The sequence below is a fragment of the Actinomadura rugatobispora genome (assembly GCF_042656285.1).
GTDB lineage: Bacteria > Actinomycetota > Actinomycetes > Streptosporangiales > Streptosporangiaceae > Spirillospora > Spirillospora rugatobispora.
This window is the reverse complement of sequence record NZ_JBHSON010000117.1, coordinates 1-23952: the sequence shown is the minus strand read 5'-3', so window position 1 is coordinate 23952 and position 23952 is coordinate 1. Positions and strand designations below refer to the sequence as shown.

The 23952-nt window shown below is 71.0% G+C and carries 22 protein-coding genes and 1 pseudogene; 12 read left to right on the top strand and 11 right to left on the bottom strand.

The features are described from left to right. Positions 1-337: 337 nt before the first annotated feature. The 6 genes from ACFPZN_RS49115 to ACFPZN_RS49090 all read right to left on the bottom strand — a co-directional run bounded on the left by ACFPZN_RS49115 (position 338) and on the right by ACFPZN_RS49090 (position 7129). Positions 338-1075 (bottom strand): ABC transporter permease, encoded by a 738-nt coding sequence (locus tag ACFPZN_RS49115; protein WP_378290840.1) that lies wholly within the window; start codon positions 1073-1075, stop codon positions 338-340. 12 nt (positions 1076-1087) lie between these two features. Beyond that, positions 1088-2041 (bottom strand): ABC transporter ATP-binding protein, encoded by a 954-nt coding sequence (locus tag ACFPZN_RS49110; RefSeq protein WP_464043232.1) that lies wholly within the window; start codon positions 2039-2041, stop codon positions 1088-1090. A 90-nt stretch (positions 2042-2131) separates the two neighbouring features. After that, positions 2132-3631 carry an aldo/keto reductase gene (locus ACFPZN_RS49105; protein WP_378290838.1) on the bottom strand — a complete coding sequence of 500 codons (1500 nt, stop codon included), beginning with the start codon at positions 3629-3631 and terminating at the stop codon, positions 2132-2134. A gap of 186 nt (positions 3632-3817) precedes the next feature. Beyond that, positions 3818-4591, bottom strand: coding sequence for an SDR family NAD(P)-dependent oxidoreductase (locus ACFPZN_RS49100; RefSeq protein WP_378290836.1), 774 nt, complete (start codon positions 4589-4591; stop codon positions 3818-3820). 141 nt (positions 4592-4732) lie between these two features. Further along, the gene (locus tag ACFPZN_RS49095) at positions 4733-5536 is read right to left on the bottom strand and encodes a FadR/GntR family transcriptional regulator (RefSeq protein WP_378290834.1); all 804 of its coding nucleotides are present in this window, start codon (positions 5534-5536) and stop codon (positions 4733-4735) included. A gap of 36 nt (positions 5537-5572) precedes the next feature. After that, entirely contained in the window at positions 5573-7129 is a 1557-nt protein-coding gene (locus ACFPZN_RS49090) for a class I adenylate-forming enzyme family protein (RefSeq protein ID WP_378290832.1), read from the bottom strand. 81 nt (positions 7130-7210) lie between these two features. On the opposite strand from ACFPZN_RS49090, the gene ACFPZN_RS49085 reads away from it, so the two are divergent. From ACFPZN_RS49085 to ACFPZN_RS49065, 5 genes are all read left to right on the top strand, one after another. Continuing rightward, positions 7211-8416: a CaiB/BaiF CoA transferase family protein gene (locus tag ACFPZN_RS49085; RefSeq protein ID WP_378290830.1), complete on the top strand. Its 1206-nt coding sequence runs from the start codon at positions 7211-7213 to the stop codon at positions 8414-8416. Between the two features lie 65 nt (positions 8417-8481). Then, a complete protein-coding gene (locus tag ACFPZN_RS49080) occupies positions 8482-9648 on the top strand; it encodes an acyl-CoA dehydrogenase family protein (RefSeq protein ID WP_378290828.1) in 1167 nt (388 codons plus the stop codon). 42 nt (positions 9649-9690) lie between these two features. Continuing rightward, the gene (locus ACFPZN_RS49075; RefSeq protein ID WP_378290826.1) at positions 9691-10584 is read left to right on the top strand and encodes an HpcH/HpaI aldolase/citrate lyase family protein; all 894 of its coding nucleotides are present in this window, start codon (positions 9691-9693) and stop codon (positions 10582-10584) included. Then, positions 10581-11843, top strand: coding sequence for an acetyl-CoA hydrolase/transferase family protein (locus tag ACFPZN_RS49070; protein ID WP_378290823.1), 1263 nt, complete (start codon positions 10581-10583; stop codon positions 11841-11843). The genes ACFPZN_RS49075 and ACFPZN_RS49070 overlap by 4 nt, the downstream gene beginning before the upstream one ends. Then, positions 11843-12610, top strand: a complete 768-nt coding sequence (locus tag ACFPZN_RS49065; RefSeq protein ID WP_378290821.1) for an enoyl-CoA hydratase/isomerase family protein — start codon at positions 11843-11845, stop codon at positions 12608-12610. The genes ACFPZN_RS49070 and ACFPZN_RS49065 overlap by 1 nt, the downstream gene beginning before the upstream one ends. A gap of 153 nt (positions 12611-12763) precedes the next feature. On the opposite strand, the gene ACFPZN_RS49060 is transcribed toward ACFPZN_RS49065, so the two are convergent. The 4 genes from ACFPZN_RS49060 to ACFPZN_RS49045 form a co-directional block, all read right to left on the bottom strand. Beyond that, positions 12764-13624 carry a hypothetical protein gene (locus ACFPZN_RS49060; protein WP_378290819.1) on the bottom strand — a complete coding sequence of 287 codons (861 nt, stop codon included), beginning with the start codon at positions 13622-13624 and terminating at the stop codon, positions 12764-12766. After that, a complete protein-coding gene (locus tag ACFPZN_RS49055) occupies positions 13621-15312 on the bottom strand; it encodes a hypothetical protein (protein ID WP_378290817.1) in 1692 nt (563 codons plus the stop codon). The genes ACFPZN_RS49060 and ACFPZN_RS49055 overlap by 4 nt, the downstream gene beginning before the upstream one ends. Further along, positions 15309-15869, bottom strand: a complete 561-nt coding sequence (locus tag ACFPZN_RS49050; protein WP_378290815.1) for an AAA family ATPase — start codon at positions 15867-15869, stop codon at positions 15309-15311. The genes ACFPZN_RS49055 and ACFPZN_RS49050 overlap by 4 nt, the downstream gene beginning before the upstream one ends. A 778-nt stretch (positions 15870-16647) precedes the next feature. After that, the gene (locus ACFPZN_RS49045) at positions 16648-16875 is read right to left on the bottom strand and encodes a hypothetical protein (RefSeq protein ID WP_378290813.1); all 228 of its coding nucleotides are present in this window, start codon (positions 16873-16875) and stop codon (positions 16648-16650) included. Between the two features lie 431 nt (positions 16876-17306). Here ACFPZN_RS49045 and ACFPZN_RS49040 point away from each other — a divergent pair, with 431 nt between their 5' ends. The 4 genes from ACFPZN_RS49040 to ACFPZN_RS49025 all read left to right on the top strand — a co-directional run bounded on the left by ACFPZN_RS49040 (position 17307) and on the right by ACFPZN_RS49025 (position 20626). Then, positions 17307-17915: a recombinase family protein gene (locus ACFPZN_RS49040; protein WP_378290811.1), complete on the top strand. Its 609-nt coding sequence runs from the start codon at positions 17307-17309 to the stop codon at positions 17913-17915. Between the two features lie 34 nt (positions 17916-17949). Next, on the top strand, positions 17950-19332 hold the full coding sequence (locus tag ACFPZN_RS49035; protein WP_378290809.1) for an SAVMC3_10250 family protein: 1383 nt from the start codon (positions 17950-17952) through the stop codon (positions 19330-19332). A 228-nt stretch (positions 19333-19560) separates the two neighbouring features. Then, on the top strand, positions 19561-20226 hold the full coding sequence (locus tag ACFPZN_RS49030; protein WP_417281735.1) for a recombinase family protein: 666 nt from the start codon (positions 19561-19563) through the stop codon (positions 20224-20226). A 73-nt stretch (positions 20227-20299) separates the two neighbouring features. Then, on the top strand, positions 20300-20626 hold the full coding sequence (locus tag ACFPZN_RS49025) for a hypothetical protein (protein WP_378290860.1): 327 nt from the start codon (positions 20300-20302) through the stop codon (positions 20624-20626). A gap of 105 nt (positions 20627-20731) precedes the next feature. On the opposite strand, the pseudogene ACFPZN_RS49020 reads toward ACFPZN_RS49025, so the two are convergent. Next, positions 20732-21145, bottom strand: a pseudogene (locus tag ACFPZN_RS49020) (ATP-binding protein); the annotation flags it as partial. 355 nt (positions 21146-21500) lie between these two features. Here ACFPZN_RS49020 and ACFPZN_RS49015 point away from each other — a divergent pair. From ACFPZN_RS49015 to ACFPZN_RS49005, 3 genes are all read left to right on the top strand, one after another. Continuing rightward, the gene (locus ACFPZN_RS49015; protein ID WP_378290807.1) at positions 21501-22031 is read left to right on the top strand and encodes a GntR family transcriptional regulator; all 531 of its coding nucleotides are present in this window, start codon (positions 21501-21503) and stop codon (positions 22029-22031) included. A 44-nt stretch (positions 22032-22075) separates the two neighbouring features. Beyond that, a complete protein-coding gene (locus ACFPZN_RS49010) occupies positions 22076-22747 on the top strand; it encodes a GntR family transcriptional regulator (protein WP_378290805.1) in 672 nt (223 codons plus the stop codon). A 431-nt stretch (positions 22748-23178) separates the two neighbouring features. Next, on the top strand, positions 23179-23823 hold the full coding sequence (locus ACFPZN_RS49005) for a DUF5919 domain-containing protein (RefSeq protein ID WP_378290803.1): 645 nt from the start codon (positions 23179-23181) through the stop codon (positions 23821-23823). Positions 23824-23952 lie beyond the last annotated feature (129 nt).

The window sequence follows — 23952 nt, the reverse complement described above, 5'->3', positions numbered from 1 at the left end:
GGCAGAATCCAGGGCGACCCGAACAGGGTGAAGGCGTAGAGGTAGCCGATCCACGAGAAGCCGAAGAAGGCGGGGCTGACGAGCACCAGCACGGTGGCGATGGCCAGCAGCCCGGCGAAGAAGGCCACCGCGGGCCACCGCCGGTCGCCGGCCGGGCGCACCGGAAGCGCCAGCCACGCCAGGGCGAGGACGGCCAGCGCGAGGACGGCCGGCGCCGGCGCGGCGGCCGTCCCCGTCGCGGCGCCCGCGCCACCGGCCAGGTGGAACACGGTGGAGACGGCCAGACCGGCGGCGCCGAGCGCGAAGAACAGCCACCGGTCCCGCGCGCGCTCCTGTGTCACTCCCACCGGAACAGTTTGACGGCGGCCGCGCCGAACACCAACGCGAAGACCGCCAGCACCAGCAGGTGGGACGTCTCGGGGAACGAGCCGCTCCGCGAGTCGCGCAGCCCGCGCATGGCCGCCCCGAGCGGGGTGTACTCCCCGACCCTGGCCAGCCCCGGCGGCAGCGACTCGGCGGGCATGGCGACCCCGCTCAGGAACAGGCTCGGGAAGAACGCGAACAGGCCGATCCCCGTGGCCATGCCGCCGGTGACGGAGATCGAGGCGATGAACAGGCCCAGCGCCAGCAGCGCCGCGACGCCCAGGACGAACGCCACCGCGACCCCGGCGAGGTCGCCCGGCGCCGACCAGCCGAACACCAGCGTGCCGGTCACGGTGATCAGCAGCAGCGTGGCCACCGCCATCGCGGCGCTGATCAGCGTCTGCGCGACCAGGACCAGCCCGGGCCCGGCCGGGGTGGTGGCCAGCCGCCGCAGGATCCCCTTCTCGCGGTAGCCCGCCAGGGTGGACGGCATGATCAGGATCGTCAGGATGGCCAGCGTCAGCACCATCACCATGGCGGGGAAGTAGGCCAGCAGCGAGTCGCGCAGCCGGTCGGGCGCCCCGCCGGGGTCGAGGATGACCCCGAACACCACCACCAGCAGCAGCGGCAGGCCGGGCACGAAGAACACCGATTCGGGGGCCCGCAGGAACAGCTTGAACTCGGTCAGGGTCATGTGGCGCAGGGCGCGCATCGCCGTCTCTCCTCAGCTCTCGAACGTGCGGCCGGTCAGGGCGACGAAGGCGTCCTCGAGCGTGGGCCGCTCCACCGACAGGTCGCGGGGCCGGATCCGGTGCCGTGCCAGCGCCACCGCGACCTCCTGGACGACGTGCTCGCCTCCGGTGACGGAGACCCGGTCGCCCGAACGGCGCACTTCCATGACCTCGGGCAGGTCGGACAGCAACCCGTCCGGGATGGGCTCGGCGGTGCGGAACAGAACGCGCCGCCCGCCTTCGGCCCGCGCCACCAGCTCCCGGGGGCCGTCCAGGGCGGCCACCCTGCCGTCGCAGAAGACCGCGACGCGGTCGCACAGCCGCTCGGCCTCCTCCATGAAGTGCGTGAGCAGGATGACCGTGACGCCGCCGTCGCGGATCTCCTCGATCATCCGCCAGGCTCCCCGGCGGGCCTGCGGATCGAGCCCGGTGGTGAGCTCGTCCAGGACGGCGATCTCGGGGTCGCCGACCAGGGCCAGGGCGATGAACAGCCGCTGCTTCTGGCCGCCGGACAGCTTGGCGAAGGGGGTGTCGCGCTTGCCTTCGAGCCCCCACTGCCGCATCAGCCGGTCCGGGTCGGCCGGGGCGCGGTAGAACGAGGCGTACAGTTCCAGCGACTCGCGCACCGTCAGCCGTTCTGGCAGCTCGCTCTCCTGCAGCTGGACGCCCACCTCGCCGTGCAGGCGGCGCCCGTCGCGGGACGGGTCCAGGCCGAGGACCCGGACCGTCCCGCCGTCCGGGTCGCGCAGGCCGGTGACGCATTCGACGGTGGTGGTCTTCCCCGCCCCGTTGGGCCGAGAATGCCGAAGATCTCTCCCTTCTCGACCGTGAACGACACGTCCTCCACGGCGACCTTGTCGCGGTAGAGCTTGCGCAGGTTGGTCACTTCGATGACCGGCATCGGCCCGTCCCCTCGTCGGTGGTGCCGGCGGTCTCGCCGCCGGCACCACCGACGATGCCGTCGAGCGGGGCGGGCGGGATCGCCCCGCCGGTTCACCGATGGGATGATCCGGACCGTCCCCCGGACGGCCGGGGCATCATCCGAACGGGGGATGCGAGGGGAACCGGTCGAGGGCGGCCTCGATGTCGGTGGGGATCTGGAGGTTCGGCGCCGCGAGGGCGTCCTCCAGGTCGGCGATCGTGCGGGCGTCGATGATCGTGGCGGTGACGGGCGGCCGGGTCAGCTGCCAGGCGAGTGACAGCCGCGCGGTGGTGCAGCCGAGCGCCGCCGCCGCCTCCCGCACGGGCGCGTCGTCGATGGCGGGCGGGCCGTCGGTGATGAGGCCCACCCCCTCCTCTTCCAGGAGGGGGAGATGCTCGCGCTCCAGGGTCCGCGCCTTGAGGTCGTACCGGCTCCGCAGCGAGACGAACCGCGCCTTCTCCTGCCGGTCGCTGACCGACAGCGCCTTCATGAGGCGGTACGCCGGGAAGTCCGCCACCCCTATGTAGAGGACCTTGCCCGCGCGCACGAGGCCGTCCAGCGCGTCGATCGTCTCCTCCAGCGGGGTGGCCGGGTCGTCGGAGCCGAGTTGGTAGAGGTCGATGTGGTCGGTCTGGAGGCGGCGCAGGCTCGCCTCGCATGCCGCGATGATGCGGCGGCGGCCGTTGCCGGCATGCTCGTCCGCCGGGCGCGTGGCCAGGACGACCTCTGAGCGCCTCTGCCCGAGTACTCGGCCGCAGATCTCCTCCGGCACGCGGCCAGAGGTGTCGATGACGTTCCCTCCGGCGTCGAGGTAGCGGTGGACGAGCCTGGCCGCGGTCCGCTCGTCGCAGTCCCGCGTGCCGAACGCCGCTGTGCCCAGCGCGAGCCGGGAGACGAGCGGGCCGCCGCGGCCCAGCGGCCGGACCTCCGTCCGCCCGGACGGGACGGGCGCCGGGGCCGGGGCGCGGGAGCCCCGGACGAGCAGGCCGTTGAGGAACAGCTCCACGGCGTGCCCGATGTGCTGTTCCTCGACCTCGGGCGTCCGGTGCACGCCATGGGCCGCCAGCCACGACGGCATCGCGCCGACCATGGCGAAGAACTGCTCGGCCGCCATCTCGACGTCCCGGACCGCCACGGTCCCCGCCCGCTCGTGCCGGCGGATCAGCTCCATGATCACCCGGATCCGCGGCGACCAGGTGACGGCCTGGGTGTTGGCCGCGAACTCGGGGAAGCGTTCCGACTCGGCGATCGCCATCCGGCTCAGCCGCACGATGTCGGGGTCGACCGAGCGCGCCACGATCGACCGGGCGATCACGGTCAGGGCGGCCGCGAGGTCGCCCGGCAGCGGTTCCGGCACCCGGTCGTGCCGCTCCTGGCGGGTCAGGGCCCACGAGCTCACGGCCATGAACAGCGTCCGCTTGTCGGGGTAGCGGGCGTACAGCGTGCTCTTGGTGATGCCCGCGGCCTGGGCCACGGCCTCCATGGTGGTGCCGTCGTAGCCGTGCTCCAGGAAGGTGTTGACGGCGGCCCGCCGGAGCCGGTCGGCCAGCCGGGCCGCCTGCGACGACGTCGGCCGCCCGGCCCGGGAACGCTCGCCGTTCGCACTGGAGTCCACGCGCTAAATGTACGGGGCCGTCCAATTGGCCTCAAGGTGGTGGCCGATACCTGGGCTGACCTGCGCGGACGTGCTTTCCGGCCCGTTGGCGGGACCCCGGCTGTCATCCAAACTAGACGGGATCGTACGGTTCTTCACATCATGGGGTGGTCGGAACGGATCGGAAGGCGGGGCGAGGGCGTGCGGTCAGCGTGCGGTCCAGCCGCCGTCCACGACGACCGTCTGCCCGGTGACGTAGCGCCCGGCGTCGGAGGCGAGCCACAGGACGGCGCCGACGATGTCGTCCGCGCTCCCCTCCATCGGCAGCGGGGTGTTGCGGCGCAGGTACTCGGCGGCGCGCTCGCTCTCGTAGAGCGGGGCGGTGATCTCGCTGCGGAAGAAGCCGGGGGCCACCGTGTTCACCCGGATCATGTGCCGCGCCCACTGCACCGCGAGCTCGGCGGTGAGCCCGGACAGGCCGGCCTTGCTCGCCGCGTAGGACGCCTGGGGGATCCCGGGGAGGCCGACCCGGCCGCTGATCGAGGAGATGTTGACGACCGAGCCCCGGCCGATCTCCCGCATGTGGGGGAAGGCGTCCTGGGCGAGCCGGAACGGGGCCAGCAGGTTGAGGTCGATGGTCCGGCGCAGGGCGTCCAGCGGCTCGGACTCGGCGCGCTCCTCGGTGAACATGCTGCCCGCGGCGTTGACCAGGATCTCCGGCGGGCCCAGCCCGTCGGCCACGGCCGGGACGACGGAGCCGACCAGGTCGAGGTCGGACAGGTCGCAGGCGACGGCGAGGCCGTCGATCTCGGCGGCGAGGCCGTCCAGCCTGTCCTTGCGGCGGGCCACGACGGCGACGCGGGCGCCGGCCGAGGCGAGCGTCCGGGCCACGGCGGCGCCGAGGCCCGAGGAGGCGCCGGTCACGATCGCGACCCGTCCGTCGAGGTCGAACATCCGTGCGGCGGCGCGGTCGGGTGCCACGTGCGTCTCCCTTCGGCAGCGGGACGCGGCGCGGCCGGATGGCGCGCCGGCGGCCGCGCGGACGTCCGCGGGCCGGTCCCGGGCCATCGTAGCCCTGTCCTTGCCATCCTTACAATGATTGAAATTTTGGAAGGCGCCGGCTCAGCCGTGCCGGAACCGCATCCGGCTCCGGGTGGACGCGGCGTCGATCACCCGGTCCCGGAACGAGCGGCACACCCAGCGCTGGGTCGCGGTGAGATGCTCCTCGGCGATCCGGCGGGCCTCGTCGGGGTCGCCCTTGGCGATGCCGGCGACGAGGCGCTCGTGCGCGCGGTGCGCGACGGTGCGGTCGGCGCGGGAGGGGTAGACGCCCTGCGACATCTGCGCGTCCGCCCACGCCTCCTCCTGGACCGACCAGAGCGAGGTGAGGCTCATCACGACGACCCGCAGCGTGGCGTTGGGCTCGAACGCGACGAGGGTGTCGTGGAAGTCGCGCGAGGCGCGGGTGAACTCGGCGCCGTCGCCGAGGTGGCGCTCGCCCTCGGCGAGCAGCTCCTCCAGCCTCGGCACGACGGTCTCCGCGCGGTCGGGACGCTGCGCGCTGTGCGCCGCGGACAGCGGTTCGAGGGTGGCCAGGGCGGCGCCGAGGTCGGGGACCCGGACCTGCATCGCCTGGAGCGTCAGCCCGACGGCGTAGCCGGCGGTGCCGATGTCGGGGGCGTGCACCGTGGCGCCGCCGCGGTTGCCGCGCCGCACGGTGATGAAGCCCTCGGTCTCGAGGATGCGCAGGGCCTCCCGCACCGAGGGGTAGCTGACGCCGAACTCCGCGACCAGCTCGTCCTGTTTGGGGAGGGTCGAGCCGTCGGTGATGCCGCCCGCGAGGATCCGGTCGCGCAGCGCGGAGGCGACCAGCTCCGCCATGCGCAGCTGCCCGATCTTGGAGTGCTCGCCCCCTGCAAGTTCCATGCTTATAAGGTTAGCAGCGTCAGGCCGCCCCGCCCCTCAGACCGTTCCGGGCCGGGGACGGGGATCGACGAGGTCGGACAGTCCGGCGCGCGGGACCTTGCCCATGGCGTTCACCGGCAGGGCGTCGACCTGGGTCCAGATCTCCGGGACCTTGTACGACGCGAGCTCGCGCCGGCACAGCTCGGTGAGCTCGTCGAGGTCGAGCGGGGGGCCGGCGCTCTCGACCAGCGCCGCGACCCGCTGCCCGAGCCGCTCGTCCGGGACGGGGCACACGGCGACCCGGACGACGTCGGGGTGCGTGGCGATGACCCGCTCCACCTCCAGCGGGTAGATGTTGGCCCCGCCGCGGATGATGACCAGCTTCTTGCGGTCCAGCACCGTCAGCCAGCCGTCGGCGTCGACCGTGCCGACGTCGCCGGTGGGGACCGGGCCGGGTTCGGCCGGGCGGACGCGGCCGTCCTCCCAGTAGCCGAGCAGCGGGGTCCAGGCGCCCGCCCACGGGCCGCCGGCGGCCCCGTCCAGCCGCAGCTCGCCGAGGGTGCCGGGCGGGAGCCGGCGGCCCTCGTCGTCGTAGGCGGCGACGTCGTACTGCGGCATCACCCGCCCGCTCGACCTCGGACGCCACTCCTCGCCCACCGGGTCGATCGACACGACGGTCGGCGCCTCGGTCAGGCCGTAGGTGGCGCGGGGGACGATCCCGTGCGCCTCGGCGAACGCCCGCCGCAGCTCGTCGGGAGTGTCGCTGGCGCCGCTCCACACCTCCTGGAGGGAGCTGAGGTCGAGGTGCGGGCGCGCGGCGAGGTCGTGGACCTGGGCGGGCGCGCCGTTCCATGCCGTGACGCGCCGCGTGGAGATCCATTCCGCGACGCCCTCGACGTCGCGCCGGTCCATGATGACCGCGCATCCGCCCGCCTGCGCGGTGAGCAGGGTGGACAGGACCATGAGGTTGAGGACCGTCAGCGGGAAGCTGTCGCCCTTGCGCAGCTCCGGGCCGAAGCCGCGGGTGGCGACGAGGGCCGCGCCCGGCAGGAGCAGGTTGCGCTGGCTGTGCACGACCGCCTTGGGCCGTCCGGAGGTGCCGCTGGTGAAGGCGATCCCGGCGGGCGCGGCGGCGTCCAGGTCGACGGCGGGGGCGGTCTCGCCGCGTCCGAGGAGGTCGGCCCAGCGGTCGGGGTCGACGCAGTCCTTCGAGGTCAGCCGGCAGCGCGGTCCGGCCAGCACCACCGAGGGCTCGCAGATGCCGTACAGGTCCTCCTGCTCGGCCGCGGCGAGCGCCTCGCCGATGCCCGCCCAGATCGCGCCGATCCGCTGCGCGCCGTGGAAGGCCGCGATGATGTCGAGGTCGTTGGGCAGGCAGGCCGCGACGCGGTCGCCGGGGCGCACGCCGAGCGACCACAGCGCGCCGGCGGCCCGGCGGGCCCGGTCGTCCAGCTCGGCGTACGACCACGTGCCGGAGGCCGCCTCGACCGCCGGGGCGCCGGGGCGTGCGGCGAGCGCGCCGTCCAGCACCGCGGCGATCGTGGCCGGGACGGTCGCGCTCCGGGCGGGCGAGGTCTGCGGGGCTCGCGGGGGACGGGCGTCGTGACTGCTCACGCCCCTTTGATATCACTATCCTTGCAAGGATTCTATCCTTGCAAGGATAGGTCTGGAGTCTTCGCTGAGAAGGGGGCGGTGATGTCGGAGCCCAAGCACCCGGGCCCGCTGGCGGGCGTGCGCGTCGTCGATCTGACCGCGATGGTCATGGGACCGTACTGCACCCAGATCATGGCCGACATGGGGGCGGACGTGATCAAGGTCGAGCCGCCCGCCGGCGACAACACCCGCTACATCTCGGTCGGCCCCGAACCGGGGATGGCCGGCGTCTTCGTGAACGTGAACCGCGGCAAGCGCAGCGCCATGCTCGACCTGCGCACCGACGAGGGCCGCGGCACGCTGCGCGAACTCGTCGCGGGCAGCGACGTGTTCATCCACTCGATGCGCGCCAAGGCGATCGCCAGGCTCGGCTTCGGCTACGAGGACGTGGCCGCCGTCAACCCCTCGATCATCTACACCAACTGCTACGGCTACGGCCGCCGCGGCCCGGACGCCGACCTCACCGCCTACGACGACACGATCCAGGCCGAGTGCGGCCTGCCGTCCGCGCAGCGGCAGCTGACCGGGGAGGCCGGCTACGTCGGCACCATCATGGCCGACAAGGTCGCGGGGATGACCGCCCTGTACGCGACCATGATGGCCCTGTTCCACCGCGAGCGGACCGGCGAGGGCCAGGAGGTGGAGGTCGGCATGTTCGAGACCATGGCCTCCTTCATGCTGGTCGAGCACGCCAACGGCGCGATGTTCAGCCCGCCCCTGGGCCCCGCCGCCTATCCCCGCGCGGTCACGCCCAACCGCAAGCCCTACCGCACCAAGGACGGCCACATCTCCGCGCTCGTCTACAACGACAAGCAGTGGACCGCGTTCGTCAACGCGGTGAAGCCGCCGTGGGCCGGGGAGCACTTCGCCACCCTCGAACAGCGCGCGCGCCAGATCGACACCGTCTACGCCCTGCTCGGGGAGACGTTCCTGGAGCGCACCACGCAGGAGTGGCTCGTCCTGCTCCGCTCCCTCGACATCCCCGCGGCGCCGGTCCGCACCCTCGACGAGCTGTTCGACAACCCGCACCTGAACGAGGCCGGGTTCTTCGAGACGGTGGACACGCCGAACGGCCCGGTGCGGTTCCCCGGCATGCCGGCCTGGTTCTCCCGCACTCCCGGCCGCGTCGCCGGGCCCGCCCCCAGGCTGGGCGCCCACACCCAGGAGGTCGTGGACGAACTCCGTACCGCCGCCGGAGAGGAGGGCACCGGCCGGCACGAGGCACGGCCGCCGGACGAGGTTCCCTGACGGCCGGCGCAACCCCCAGACCCCACAACTCCCCAGACGTCAGCGCGCACACAAGGATCGGGACCGTGGATTTCTCCCTCACAGAAGACCAGCAGGCCATTCGGGACGGGGTGCTCGACTTCTGCTCCCAGTACGACGACGACTACTGGCTCGAACGCGACCACGAAGGCGTCTTCCCGCTCGACTTCCACAAGGCGATGGCCGAGGCCGGCTGGCTCGGCGTGGCCATGCCGGAGGAGGTCGGCGGCGCGGGCCTCGGCATCACCGAGGCGGCGATCATGATGACGGCCGTGTCCGAGTCGGGCGGCGGGATGTCGGCCGCGTCCAGCATCCACGGCCCGGTGTTCAGCATGCAGCCGGTGGCGCTGTTCGGCACCGAGGAGCAGCGGCGGCGCATGATCCCGCCGGTGCTCGCCGGCACGGACCGCATCTGCTTCGCGGTGACCGAGCCCAACACCGGGCTCGACACCACGAAGCTGAAGACCCGGGCGGAGCGGCGCGAGGGCGGCTACCTGGTCAACGGGGAGAAGATCTGGATCTCCGTCGCCCAGGTGGCGAACAAGATGATGCTGCTCGCCCGCACCACCCCGCTGGACCAGGTGAAGCGCAAGACCGAGGGGCTGTCGCTGTTCTTCACCGATCTCGACCGGTCGAAGATCGAGGTCCGCAAGATCGCGAAGATGGGGCGGCACGCGGTCGACTCCAACATGCTGTTCATCTCCGACCTGTGGATCCCCGAGGAGGACCGGATCGGGGCCGAGGGCGACGGATTCAAGATCATCCTGCACGGTCTCAACCCGGAGCGGATCCTGCTGGCCGCCGAGGCGATCGGGCTCGGCCGCGCCGCGATCAAGCGCGCCTCCCGGTACGCCAAGGAGCGCGTCGTCTTCGACCGGCCCATCGGCATGAACCAGGGCATCCAGCACCCGCTGGCCAAGTGCTGGGCGCAGCTGGAGGCCGCGAACCTGATGGTGATGAAGGCGGCCACGCTCTTCGACAAGGGCGTGGACTGCGGCGTCGAGGCCAACGCCGGCAAGTACCTCGCCGCCGAGGCCGGGTTCGAGGCGTGCCACACCGCGATGCTCACCCTGGGGGGCATGGGGTACGCCCAGGAGTACCACGTGGAACGCTATCTCCGGGAGATCCTCATCCCGCGCACCGCGCCGGTGAGCCCGCACATGATCCTGAACTTCCTGGCCGAGAAGGTGCTCGACCTGCCCAAGTCGTACTGACGGCGGAACGGCACCGGCCCCCCGGAGGAGTAGTAGTAGAAGATGACCGGCATCGGAGAGACCTTCAGCGCGCGTTCCTGGCTGTTCGCCCCCGGCGACAGCGAGAAGAAGATGGAAAAGGCCACCGCCGGCCCGGCGGACGTCGTCATCTTCGACCTTGAGGACGCGGTGGCCGAAGACGAGAAGCCCAGGTCCCGCGAGATGATCTCGGCCTTCCTCGGGTCCCGTCCCGTGGCGGACCGGGCGCGGCTGTGGGTGCGGGTCAACCCCCTGGACGGCCCCCACACCCTGGCCGACCTCGCCGCGGTGGTCCCCGCGCGGCCCGGCGGCATCATGCTGCCCAAGGCGCGCGGCCGCGAGGACGTGGAGCGGCTCGACCACTACCTCTCGGCGCTGGAGGTCTCCGCCGGCATCGAGGAGGGCTCGACGAAGGTCATCGTGCTGGTGACCGAGACGGCCGAGGCCATGTTCACCACCGGCACCTACAAGGGCGCCCCGCGGGTGGTCGCCCTGACCTGGGGCGCGGAGGACCTCGCCGACGCCGTCGGCGCCAGCGAGAACCGCGAGCTCGACGGAAGCTACGGCTTCACCTACGAGCTGGCGCGCAGCCTGTGCCTCCTGGGCGCGGCCGCCGCCGGGGTGGAGGCCGTCGACACCATCCAGGGCGACTTCCGCGACCTGGACGGGCTGCGCAGGCGGGCCGAGAAGGTGCGCCGGGACGGCTACCGCGGCATGCTCGCCATCCACCCCGCCCAGGTCGACGTCATCAACGAGGCGTTCACCCCCACCGAGGAGGAGCTGGCCGCCGCCCAGGAGATCGTCGACCTGTTCGCCGCCAACCCCGGCGCCGGGACCATCGGGCACAAGGGCGCCATGCTCGACCGCCCGCACCTGGCCCGCGCCCGGGCGCTGCTGGCCTCGGGAGGACGCGCGTGAAGGTCATCTCCGACCTGGACCTCACCAAGATCCTGCGCCCCGGCGACCGCATCGTCATGGGCCAGGCGTGCGGCGAACCCACCACGCTGGTCGAGGCGCTGATCGAGCAGGGCGGCGCCATCGGCGGGCTGTCCGCGTTCATCGCCACCAGCTTCTCCGGCCTCTTCACCCCCGCGGCGGCGGACGCCTTCACCGTGTCCAGCATGGGCGCGATCGGCACGCTGCGCGCGCTGGCCAAGGAGCACCGGCTCAGCGTGGTCCCCTGCCACGTCAGCCAGGTCGGCCCGATGATCGAGGAGGGGCTCATCGGGTGCGACGTGGCCTTCGTCCAGGTCAGCCCGGCCGACGCCAACGGCGACCACAGCTGCGGCCTGATCAGCGACTACGTGCACGCCGCCGTCGCCAAGGCGCGCGTCGTCGTCGCCGAGGTGAACGAGCAGGTCCCCTTCACCCACGGCGGGCTGCTGTCCGGGAGCGAGATCGACTACGCCGTGCACGTCTCGCGCCCGCCCGTCGAGGTGCCGCCGGCCCGGATCGGCCCGACCGACGAGGCCATCGCCAAGCACGCCGCCGCCTACATCGGGGACGGCTCGGTCATCCAGACCGGGGTCGGCGCCGTCCCGGACGCCATCCTCCGGCTGCTGCACGACCGCAAGGACCTCGGCGTGCACTCGGGCATGCTCGGCGACGGGCTGGTCGACCTGGTCGAGGCGGGCGTCATCACCAACGCCCGCAAGCGCATCGACAAGGGGATCTCGATCAACGGGGCCCTGATCGGCACCGCGCGCCTGTACGACTTCGCCCACCGCAACCCGCGGGTCCGCATGTGCGCCACGTCCTACACCCACGATCCGGCCGTGCTCGCCCGGCTGGACCGGCTGGTGACCATCAACTCGGCGGTGGAGGTCGACCTCACGGGCCAGGTCAACGCCGAGCAGAGCGGCGCGGCCTACCTCGGCGGCACCGGCGGCCAGGTCGACTTCGTCCGCGCCGGCGCCCGCTCCCCGGGCGGGCACGCCATCATCGCGCTGCCCGCCACCGCCAAGGGTGGCACCGTCAGCCGGATCACCGCCGGCCTGTCCGGGCCGGTCACCACGGCGCGCAGCGACGTGGACGTGATCGTCACCGAGTTCGGCGCGGCCGAGCTCAAGGGCCGGACCCTCGCCGAGCGCGCCCGCCGGCTGGTCGCCATCGCCCATCCCGACTTCCGGGAGACGCTGGAGCGCGAGGCCCACACCATCGAGCAGAGAGGGTTCTGATGAGCGACGCCGTACTCTTCGACGCCCGGGACGACGGCATCGCCGTCATCACCCTGAACCGTCCGGAGACCCGCAACTGCCTGGCCCGGGACATCCGGGAGGGCCTGTACGCCGCCTGGGACCGCTTCGAGCGCGACCCGGCGCTGCGCGTGGCCATCCTCACGGGCGCGGGGGAGAAGGCGTTCTGCGCCGGCGGCGATCTCAAGGAGATGGTCGAGACCGGCCTGAAGACCCCGCCCCGCGACATGTTCCCGCTGCCCTACGACACGGTCGAGCTGTCCAAGCCCACCATCGCGGCGGTCAACGGGGTCGCGTTCGCGGGCGGCTGGATGATCGCCCAGGCGTGCGACCTGTGCGTGGCGAGCACCGCCGCGCGGTTCGCGGTGACCGAGGTCAAGGTGGGCCGCAGCTCGCCGTGGGCCTCGCCGCTGATCCACATGATCCCGCAGCGGATCATGATGGAGATCCTGCTCACCGGCAAGCCGATCACCGCGCAGCGGGCGTACGAGATCGGCCTGGTCAACCGGCTCGCCGAGCCCGAGGACCTGATGGACGCCGCGCTCGCGCTGGCCAAGGAGATCCTCGACGGCGCCCCGCTGTCGGTGCAGGCGGCGCGGGAGACGGTGATGCTCTCCACGGAGATGGGCCGTTCGGCGGCGCTCAAGGCGGCCAGGCACGCCTCCGAGCTCTGCTACAACAGCGAGGACGCCCAGGAAGGCCCGAGGGCCTTCGCCGAGAAGCGCCCGCCCCAGTGGAAAGGCGCCTGACCCATCGCGCGCTACCTGGGCATCAGTGATGCCCAGGTAGCACTCGCGGACCGCAGCGCCTACACCGAGTCTGCCGCTGACCCTCGTGTTGAGCGCGGATTAAATGTCAGTGGGAACGCGGACTGGTTGTCAGTGGTCGGCGCGGAGTGGTTGTCAGTGCGCGGGGCCGTCGGTGACGGTGCCGTCCGGGTTGGTCTCGACGGCGCCGGGCCACGGGTCCCGGTGGGGGTTGAACGGCACGTCCTCGCCGAGTTGGCGGGCGAGTCGGGTGTCGTCTTCGTAGCGCAGGCTGAACAGCACGTCGGGGTGCACGCCGATGCGGTGGGGGCCGCTGTCGCTGTAGAGGATCCCGGCCTCTTTCAGCGCGGCGATCGTGGCTTGGTAGCGCGGGTCGGTGCGGAGCGCGTTCCAGTTGGTTTCGTATGGCCAGCGGTTGACGCCGATCGCGGCGAGCAGGACGGTGGCCTCGTGCTCGGTGAGGGTGGCGTGGTGGCGGGTGGCGCCGGCCAGGGCGTGGTGTTGCTCGGTGGTCAGCGCGTCCAGGCGGGGTGTGAGGGTGTAGGCGTCGGGCGGGACCCGGCGCAGCGCGAGCGGCCCGGCGAGCTGGGGATGGTTCAAGGCGTGGTCGAGTGCCTGCTGGGCGCGGTGGAGTGTCCAGTCCAGCGCCTGGGCGAGTGCGTCGCGGGTGAGCGGGACGGCCGCGACGGTCAACGCGGTCAGCACCGTCCGGGCGTCCTGGTCGATGTCGGGTTCCCGGCTGGCGGGTGCGGTGCGGCGCTGGTTGCGCAGGATGCCTTCCAGCGCGGGCACCAGGTCGGTGGGATGGGCGTCGAGGCGTCGGCAGATCTCGATGAGCACGGTGACCGAGCGTTCGTGCAGATCGGGTTGTTGGCCGCGGAGGTAGTGGGGGTGGATGCCCAGCAGGTCGCCCAGTTCCCACAGCGACAGGCCGCTGGCGCGCAGCCGGTCGGTGAAGTCCATGGCGGGCGGAGGCGTGCCGGGCTGCTGGGTCATGGGGACTGGTCGATGTCGGAGGCCGGCCCCGGCGTCGGCGCATCAGGCGGGAGCGCCCGGGCGTGGGGAGTGCGGGTGATCCAGCGGGGCCGGTTGTCGGTGAGGTCCAGGTGCTGCAGGGTCAGCGCGGCGGCCAGGTCGGGGTCGAGGGCGGTGACGGTCAGACCGCGTTCGACCAGCCATCCCACGGTGCGGGGGATCTGGCCGACGTCCAGGCCGTTGACGCAGCTGCCGGGGTGCATCCACGGCGGGTCCAGGCCCAGGGTGCGGCAGGTGCGGCGGATCGTCTCGCGCAGCATCGTGACCGGGTTGCGGTGCTGGGGGTGGGGGAACAGCGGGTCGTCGTCGGTGGCGTCCTGGCCGCGCCGGTAGGCCAGGTGAGCGGTCAGCAGGGTGCGGGCGTGGCGGGGGACCAGGATCGGTTCGGGGCCGGCCACCTCCCGCCAGGCGGTGTCTTCGGCGCGTGGACGGGCGGCGTCGAAGATGCTGGGCAGGCGGTGGACGCGGCGGGCCGGAGGGCGGCCGACCCCGGGGCCGCGGACTTGGGCTCCGTCGGGTGCGATGTCGGCGAGGGTCAGCTCGCCCAGGCGGGAGGCGGTGTGGTTGAGGTGCAGGGCCAGCGCGGTGGCGGCGGCCGCGTCGGTGCGGGCGATGGTGTGCAGCCGCGCGGCGATGGTGGGGGTGAGGTCGCCGGGCAGGCGGCGGGCGGGGTCGGGGCCGAGCGCGTCGGGCTGCCAACGCAGCAGGATCCCGCGCACCAGCAGGGCGGCCTGGACGGCGCGCAGCCGGATCAGCGCGGCGTGCGGGGTGGGGGCGGGGCCGACGGTGTGGTCGCGCAGCCACCCGGTGACCGCGCCGGTCACCTGCGCGCCGGTCAGCCCGTGGGTGAGGTGCAGGTGGGGGCCGGCGGGGTCGTCCAGGACGGCCTCGTACCAGGCATCGGTGGCCTCGGCGGTGTCGTAGAACACCGCCTGGACGGTCGCGAACTGCTCGCGCGGCAGGCGGCGGCGGCAGGCGGCCAGGAAGGTGGTGAAGTCGGCGGCGGGCAGCGCCGGCCAGGTGCGCTGGTCGGTGTGCCCGGCCGCCAGCGGCGGCCGGGCGGGCGGCGGCAGCCGGCGCTGGAACTCCCACAGGTCCAGCATCTGGGTGCGGTCGTCGAACAGGCCGCGGGCGCGGGCCACGGCGTGGTCGTGGAAGGGGTTGGTCGGCGTCGACCACAGCAGCCACAGGTTCGCGCCGATGGTGATGGCGGTGGCGGCGAGCCGGGTGAGCTGGTCGGCGCCGAGCAGGTGGGCCCGGTCGATGATGACGTCGCGGGCGCCGGTGCCCTCCAGCCAGGCGGTGCCCAGCTCCCAGCTGAAGCCGGTGCGGCGTTCGTTCTTGGCCGCGCGGGGGTGTTTCCCGATCGCCACCAGCAGGTCCAGGCCGAGCGTGGCCACATCGCCGGCGCCGGGGGTGGGGCGCACCACCACCCGCCCGTGTGGTGGGTGGCCCAGGGCGGCCAGATGCCGGGCGGCGGCGACGTCGTCACCGGCGTTGTCGACCACCATCAGGTGCGGCGGCGGCCGGTCGGCGGGCGGAGACGGCGGCCCGGTGTGCGGGGTGATCGGCCGCAGGTTCCAGGGGTCATCGGGATCGGGGCGGACACCGGAACGGGGACGCGGTTGCGGGTGCGGGTGCGGGCTCAATTCAGCCCTCCGCCCAGCAGCGCGTAGGCGTTGGCGACCACGTCGGCGTCCAGCTGGTCGCGGCCGGACTCGGCGCACAGCATCGCGGCGGTCTGGGTGAAGGCGGCCCAGTTGCGCAGCGTGCCGTGGCCGTAGCCGTCGTCGACCTCCAGCAGCAGCTCGTCGGCGGCGGGCGCGTAGATGGCGTGGTAGGTGCGCATCAGCGCGGGGACCTGGTCGCGGGGCAGCTTCTTGAACGGCAGGCGGCGGAACACCCGGGAGGCCAGCATCGGCTCGCGCGAGAGCACCTCCCAGCAGCCGTCCCCGCCGACATACAGCAGCGCGAAGCGGGTGTCGGGATGGTCGTGCAGGTGCCGCAGCAGCTCGATGCAATCGCCGTTGAGGCGTTGCGCCTCATCGATGACGACCAGCCGCTGCGGCCCCGACAGCTCCTCCACCAGCGCGGCGGTCAGGTAGAAGCGGTTGCGGCTGCGCGGGGCCGCCGCTCCGGTCAGCGCCTTGAGCAGTTCGTCGGCGACCAGCCGCATGCTCGGGCGGCTCGGGAACGCCAGCGTCACCGCGGTGACGCGTCTCGGCGAACCGCTCGATCCGCATCGGCCGCACCTCGGCCTCGGCGGCGCGTGCACGTGCCGGCGCCCGGTCATCCAGCGGCCCGTACAGCCTCCCGGCGGCATCGCGCGGGCCTTCGGTGAATCCGGGCAGCCCGCACAGCAGCGTGGAGTCGATGGTCTCGTGCAGCCGCTCCACCTTGCCCTTGCGGTGCGGCTGATGAGCGGGCAACCGGTGCGGGGCCACGCACAACGCGGCGAACACATCACGCACCGCGCGGGCGGCGAACTCCAACCCGCGGTCGATCCGGAACCCCGCCGGCACCGCACCGAACGGGCCCCTCGCCGGGTCGTACACCAACGCCATCCGGATCGCGGTCAGCACCGTCCCGGCATGCGGCGTCAACGCGATCGCCCAGCCCACCAAGGCCCGTGTCCCATCGTCCACGACCGTGGTCAGCCACGGGCACACCGCAGGCCCGCGCGGCGGCAGCACCAGAATCGGCAGCTGCTTGTGGTCCAGTTCCCATGTCTGGTTCCGCCGCCCGGCCGGGCGGGTGAGATAGACCCCGGCCGCCCGGCGCCCTTCCTCCCCGGTGCGCCAGGCCGCGCGCTCGGCCGGGGTCAGCTCCCGGGCGAAGCACTCCTGCAACGTCCGCAGCGACACCGGCGGCGCGTCCGCCCACCCGGCGCGCAGGAAGTCCGGCACCGCCACCCCCGCGGCGCGGGCCGATCCCGAAACCACGGCGGCCCGCGCCCGGTGCACCGCGGCGACGTTCCCGCGAAACTAGGCGTAGGCCTCCCGGTCGGTACCGGTCAGCCGGTACGGCGCCCGGCCCGGCCGCCCCGGGCGCTCTGCGCCGCCCGCGCCCAGCCACCGCCACACCGTCCGCTCGCTGACCCCCAGCCCGGCGGCGGCCAGCCGCACGTGCGCCGACGACAGATCTCCCGCCTGGCGCAACTGACGCAGCCGCGCAGTGGTGGTCTCACGCTGCTCCGGACTGACCCACGGCACGCCGACCTCCGCCATACCAGCCAACACACTGGGATGCCTCGCAGACCATCACAGAACGCACCCGACCACACCGATTTCACGAAACCCGGCATGGGCGACGTCTTCAAATAACCTTCGTTATCTGAAGATCACTCGCGGCGTGTCGATGTCCGAACTCATCTGCACGGTTGTCCTGGGGTTATGGACTGGTTTGCAGAGAACTTCGGATCCTCCTGCTGTCCGTAGTCGTGTGCACTACGGTCACTTTTTGTCCGTACTCGTGTGCGCAACGGTGAGGTCGTGGCTTGGGCGAGGGGCTGTCCGTTAGGGGAACGCTCACCGGACGACCGCGATCACGCAACGAGTCGGATCGCCACCTGCGACGACTCCGGCTCACATAGGTGGTCCGCGAAAGTGTCCGGTGATGGGGGGCTAAACGATACGATCGGCGGGTGGGAGAACTCATCGGCTACGCCAGATGCTCAACCGTCCTGCAAGACCTCACCGCCCAACGCGAGATCCTCGCCGGTCTCGGCGTCCCCGGGGAACGGATCTACCTCGACCAAGGACTCACCGGCACCAACCGCGCCCGTCCCGGCCTCGACCAGGCCCTGGCGGCTGTACGCGCCGGCGACACCCTGGTCGTCCCCAAACTCGATCGGCTCGCCCGCTCGGTGCCGGACGCCCGCGACATCGGCGACACCCTGGCCGGCCGCGGCGTCCGGCTGTCGCTGGGCGGCAACGTCTACGACCCCACCGACCCGATGTCGAAGGTGTTCTTCAACATGCTCGCGGTGTTCGCCGAGTTCGAAGCCGACCTGCTCAAGATGCGCACCCGCGAGGGCATGGCCATCGCCCGCTCCCGCGGACGCCTCAAGGGCCGCCAGCCCAAGCTCACCCCGCGCCAGCAGGCCGAACTGGTGCGCATGCACGGCACGGGCGACTACACCATCGCCGAGCTGATGGAGGTCTTCGTCGTCGGGAGGGCGACGGTGTACCGGGTCCTCAACCGCGCGCCCAAGGCATCAGAAACCCAGGCGATCAGCAACGCCACCACGTGACCAGGCGCAGCGAACGGGAGAAGGAGCCGGCAGAATGAACGAGCCGCCCGCGGTGCACCAGGCGATCGTCTGCGTCGACGTGGAAAAGTTCACCGATCAGCACCGCACCAACCCCCACCAACTCGCGGTACGCCGAGGCCTCTACCAGGCCCTCGATCGTGCGTTCGACCGCGCGGGGGTGCTATGGCAGGACTGCTACCACGAAGACCGTGGCGACGGGGCGATGATCCTCGTGCCCCCAGAGGTGCCTAAGAAGTTCCTCGTCGTTGATGTCCTCCACCAGATGGCCGCAGCGCTGGCCGAACACAACGACATCCATGACGAACGGGCGCGGATCCGGCTGCGGATGGCGCTGCACGCCGGGGAGATCCACCGCGACGACCACGGCGTGGTCGGCGAGGCGATCAACTTCACCTTCCGGCTGCTGGAGGCCACCCCCCTCAAACAAGCACTGGCGCAATCATCCGGCGCACTCGCCGTGATCGCCTCCCAACGGATCTTCGAGGACGTCATTCGACACACGCCGGCCAGCCGCCCAGCGTCATATCGGCAAGTCCAGGTCTCGGTGAAGAACACCGAAGCAAGCGCATGGATTAGCAGCCATGACGATCCCCATCCCCCAGTCGAGCAAGTCACACCGTTTCGCGATCTTTTGTACCTGTCCGAGAACAAGATGCGGGTCTTGAGCCCGCAGGTCCCGCAGCAGATATGGAAGAAGGCCGGCTTCGAGGCGGGAGTCAACGGTGGGCCCGCCTTCAGCCAAGGCCCCGCTTCCCGGCCTTTTTGGGCGAGGCTGTTCCCCGCGCGGGCCCGGGGGGACGCCCCCCAGTCGTCCGTCACCATGCTTGACCCGGTCATCGAAATGATCGAACAGCAGCGGAAGGTCAGGTGGTTCACGGACGAGCGACTGCATGCGGGCGACTGGGTCCAGTTCGAGGACGAATTCTTCTACGGTGACGCAGCACCCGCCGGGATGAGCTATGACGAGGTGGTGGTGGTCACTGGGCTCGTGTACTTCGCCGCCCGACCCCAAGGAACACCGTTCGTCCTGATCGGCTCCTCCGCGAACGTCCTGGACCGCTGGCAGCCGCCGGATTCGCACATCAAGACGGTGGGCGCCTACTACGTGGAGGCCGTGCGTGCGTACGCGGCACGCCTCGCCCGTCTACCTGACGAGGCCGCAGAGAGCGAGTTCACCCCTCCGCGCTCCAGACGCTCCAGCGACCACAACCTCGTGCAAGCGCTCCGGTACTTGGCTCCCACCGCCAGATCGGTCGAACCACATTCCGGCTGGGCGGCGGGCCCGGTGACGCTCAGGGGACACGCGCGGGTCCTGGCCACGCCCAAGGTCGAAATCTGGGGACGTGCGATCCTCGCTACTCCTCTCTACGTCGAGTACGCACCCGACGACGATTGATCGGCTCCTGCGCGACCATCCCTATTACTGTGCGTTGTCGGGCCTCGTCGGACACCCGCGTGACCTCATCCCACTACGTGCAGATGACTGCAGACATCTGTGCAGGCCACTTCGGAAATCGACACACTCGCGGCGATCCGGCGCCCCCGGAAATCCCTTCAGAAACCCCTTCAACAAACTGGGCCGTTCAACAAGCCGCAAGCGCCGTTTGTTGAGACGATCCGGGGTGTGACCACCACCCCGACGACCGCGCTGGAACTCCCGGCCGATCCGCTGACCGCCTTCCCTCTCCAACTCACCCAGATCCGCATCGGCTACGCCCGCGTCTCCACCACCGGGCAGAACCTGCAACCGCAGATCGACGCGCTCAAGGCCGCCGGATGCCGCAAGGTGTTCGCCGACAAGAAATCCGGCCGCACCGCCCAACGCCCCGAACTGACGGCCTGCCACGCCTTCCTCGACGCCGGCGACACCCTTGTCGTCCCGAGCCTGGACCGCTACGGCCGCTCCCTGCAGGACCTCATCGCCATGGTCGCCGAGCTACGCGCCCGCCAGATCGGATTCACCAGCCTGCGCGAGAACCTCGACACCACCACCCCCGGCGGCCGCCTGGTCCTCCACGTCTTCGCCGCCCTGGCCGAGTTCATCCGCGAACTCATCGTCCAAGGCACCCGCGAGGGCCTGGCCGCCGCCCGCGCCCACGGCCGCGTCGGAGGACGCCCCACCGTCGTCAACGACGACCTACTGCGCGCCGCCCGCGACATGCTCCCCAACCCCCAGCACTCCATCACCTCGATCGCCAAGCTGCTGGGCGTCTCCGCGGGGACGCTGTACAACCACATCCCCGAGTTGCGCGACCTTCGCGCAGCCGGCCGCGAGCTCGCCGACCGCTGACCCCCGCCTTGCGCAGACCAGGAAGGCTCTGCCCGTGATCCGGATGCTGATATCAATCGCCCTCAACCGCTCCATGGCGAGTGATCCCCGCTGGATCCGCTGCGCGCAGTGCGCCAACATCGGCAGTGACGGAACCATGCGGATCTGGAGCTCGACCACGTACCGCCACGGTCAACCCGTCGACAGCATCCAAACACCGCCCGAATGGACCTGCCGCACCTGCGGCCGAGCCGGACCGCTGGAGATCGGCGAGCTGCTCCCCAACGACACCCCGGTGAGCTGCCGCCGTACCTTCCTGTGCCGCTACGCCTGGAAGGTCCCCAGCAGCCTCACCACTATGACGTGCCCACGCTGCTACACCACCCAGCCCGGGCCCGCCGCTGACAATAAATCGGCGTGAAGCACTGACAATAGATCGGCGCTCAACACCTCGCCTGCCCGCCCGTGCAGGGCCCGCACTGTGACCGGATCGGCTCACAGCGAAACCCTCGCAGACCCACTTGCCGCGCGGGTCGGTCCTGCGCACCCCGCACTCGGACGACAGCGCCTCCACGATGGGCAGGCCCCAGCCGCCTGTGCCGTCGTCGTGCCCTACGGTCAGCGCCTCCGGATCGGGAGCGACGTCCGCCTGCGAGACCGGGACTCGCCTGCTCACAGGTGACCTGTCCGAGCGGTCCCAGACCCCGAGTAGGAGGCTGTGCCGTTCGCGCGCGAAGCTCACGCGGATCTCGCCGTCGGGCGTGGCCTCCAGCGCGTTGGTGATCAACTCGGTGGCGATCAGGTACACGTCGTCCGCGACGTGCAGGAGCCCCCATTCCGTGAGCCGGAACCTCAGGTGCGTACGAACCTGCCCGGGAGCCGTCGCCGCCGCCAGGAATCGCACCTCCAGCCCGGCCGGAGTCACCGTGTCCGCGCTCATCCGAACCTCCGATGGCGCCTTGGCGTAATCATTCGATCACCTCTAGTCATTAGAACTTTAATGGATATCGCGATAAGCGCACAAGTGGAACCGTGAGAAGCTGACCGCAGGAGACGCGTGCCGTTGGACGGTGCCGCTCTGCTGCGGCTGGGTCTGGTGGAGCGGGCGGAGCCTGCGCCGGTACTGGCTGACCTGGCGCGATGGCGAGGAGCCGGAGGGCCGTGGCGCATCGAAATCGCACATCCCAGCCGCCGCGCCTCACGTTGGCGCGCATGATCGGCAAGTCTGCTCGCCCGCGGATCAGAGCGTCCATAATGGGTTTCGCGAGAAGTGCTAGGACACGAGGGGGAGCGTCGTGTGGATCGTGAGTTCTCTGCCGTACCTGTCGCCCCGGCAGGAGGGCCAGGCTGATGCATGGACCGAGGAAGCCGCGCAGGCCGGCCGGGTCGGTACGCAACGGTTGCGGGAGGTCTCGGTCGCGGTTCCGCCCCCGGACGTAGGGTCGGCGCTGAGGCTGGATCCGGAAGCTCCGGCCGTCGTGCGCCGTAGAACGATGCTCCTTGACGGTCAGCCCGTCGAGCTGACTGATTCGTGGTACCCGGCCGAGATCGCAGGCGGCACCGCTCTGGCCGCCATGGGCAAGATCAAAGGTGGAGCCGTAACCCTGCTCGCGAGCCTGGGCCACTCGGTGCACGAGGCGCGGGAGGACATATCGTTTCGGGCCGCAACGGCGGATGAGGCCACCACGTTGGGGGTACCGGTGGAGACACCAGTGATCGTTCTGTCGCGCACCTGCCTAAACGCCAAAGGTATGGCGTTCGAGGCGTCGGTCATGGTGATGCTTGCGGAGGGGCGTCACCTCCGGTACCGGCTGATCGCGAGTTGAGGGCGTTGGCGCAACGAGCGGACGACCGGCCTCCGTATGAGCAGATGGCGGCGGACATTCGGGCCCGGATCATGGCCGGAGACCTGTTGCCGGGCACGCAACTGCCCTCCACAGCACATCTGGTCACCGAGTTCGGCGTCTCCAACACGACCGTGCAAAAGGCTCTTGCGGTACTCAAAGCCGAGGGCTTCCTGACGAGCCGTCAAGGCAAGGGCGTCTACGTCCGGGATCGTCAGCCGTTCCGGATAGCGGTCGGGGCCTACTTCCCGCCCACCCCCGGTGGCTACTCCTACGAGCTGCTGGAAGTCGGGGAGGTCCCGGCGCCGAATGAGGTCGCCGACGCGTTCGGCATCGCCCCTGGTGATCGGGTGCTGCTGCGTCGGCGATTGCTGCGCCACGGTGGTCGGCCGGTAGAGGTCGACCGGTCGTACTACCCCTTGGAGTTGGCGGGCGGTACCGAACTGGCTGGGCCACGCAGGATCCCCGGCGGCGCCCACCGCGTTCTGGCCGATCTTGGGTACGGCCTGCAGCACTTGGTGGACGCGGTGTCCTCGCGTGCGCCAACGAGCGAAGAGGTCGACCTGCTGGGACTGCCAGAGGTTCCGGTGATCCGGCAGTTCCGGGTCGCCTACTCGCACGACGAGCGGCCCGTAGAGGTCTCGGTACTCGTCAAGGGCTCCCACCTGTACGAACTGGTGTACCGCTTGCCCGTCTGACCACCTGGAGCGACGTGCCCAGAGGTCCGGCTGACTGTTCCCCTGAGGCCATTGCAGCGTCGACTCCTGCTTCCTTGGCCGTCCGGGGCTTGCCGTGATCGGGATGCTGCGAACGCCGAACCGGAGACCGTTCGCCAACTATGCGCGATCCGCGTACTCGTCCCCACCCCCGCCTGACCGGTGCGTCGGGCTCAGCGCCGATCATGTCGGTTCGGTAATTCGTCATAGAGCCCGGCAGGTAGCCCGCTTATCATTTCCCGGTCCGACAACGAGGGGTGTGACGTGGGCAAACACGGAAAATGGATCCATGCGGCATGTGCAACGGCACCAGCGAGATCAAAACCGGCAGCGTATGGCAGGGCTGACGCCTGCCGACTTCCGCCGAGCCGTACCTCGCGAGGCATTCGTCCCCGATGACGCGCGTTCGGGTGGTGGCCGATGAGAGCAGAGTCCCGCATCCCCGCCACCGCTGGGCGGCCGCCGAGGCGCTGGGAGTTGATGAGGCCGTGCTGTGGCCCGAGAGCATCCGGAAGAACGTCAAGACCGGACCGGACAGGGAGATCCTCGCGGTCTACCCTCACCGATCAGACTGTCCCAAGTCCGTGTGGCGCAACCTGATCCAGGAAGCTCGTCGTGACCTCACCTTCGCCGGCTACACGAACTACTTTCTGTGGCTGGAGATCCCCAACCTCGGAACCGCACTTCGCAGCAAGGCCGAACGCGGATGTCGCGTCCGCTTCCTGGTCGGTGACCCTGCCAGTGAAGTGACACGACGCCGCGAGGAGCAAGAGCAGGTTGCCCTGACCGTGGGCACGCGTATCCGGGTGACGCTGGACGAGCTACAGAAGATCATGGACGCACCTGGTGTCGAAGCCCGGTACGGGGACGACCACATTGCCATGAGCGTCTTCATCTTCGATGATCAGATGTTGGTCACACCGCACCTCGCACACCTGGTCGGCCACGATTCACCCATGCTGCATCTTCGGAAGCAGCAGAGCGATGGTCTGTTCGACCGGTTCACCCAGCACTTCGTCCAACTGTGGAACGAAGGGCGCCCCATCGCCGCGCAGTGAACGGCTTAGTACTCCAGCCGTAGAAGGTGATCTTTATCGTTTCCGGGTGGATTGTCGCTGGTAGTGGCAGGTGCGGGCGCGGGCTTGGTGGCGTCGCCGCCAGTGCGACCAGTGCAGGCAGTGCGCGGG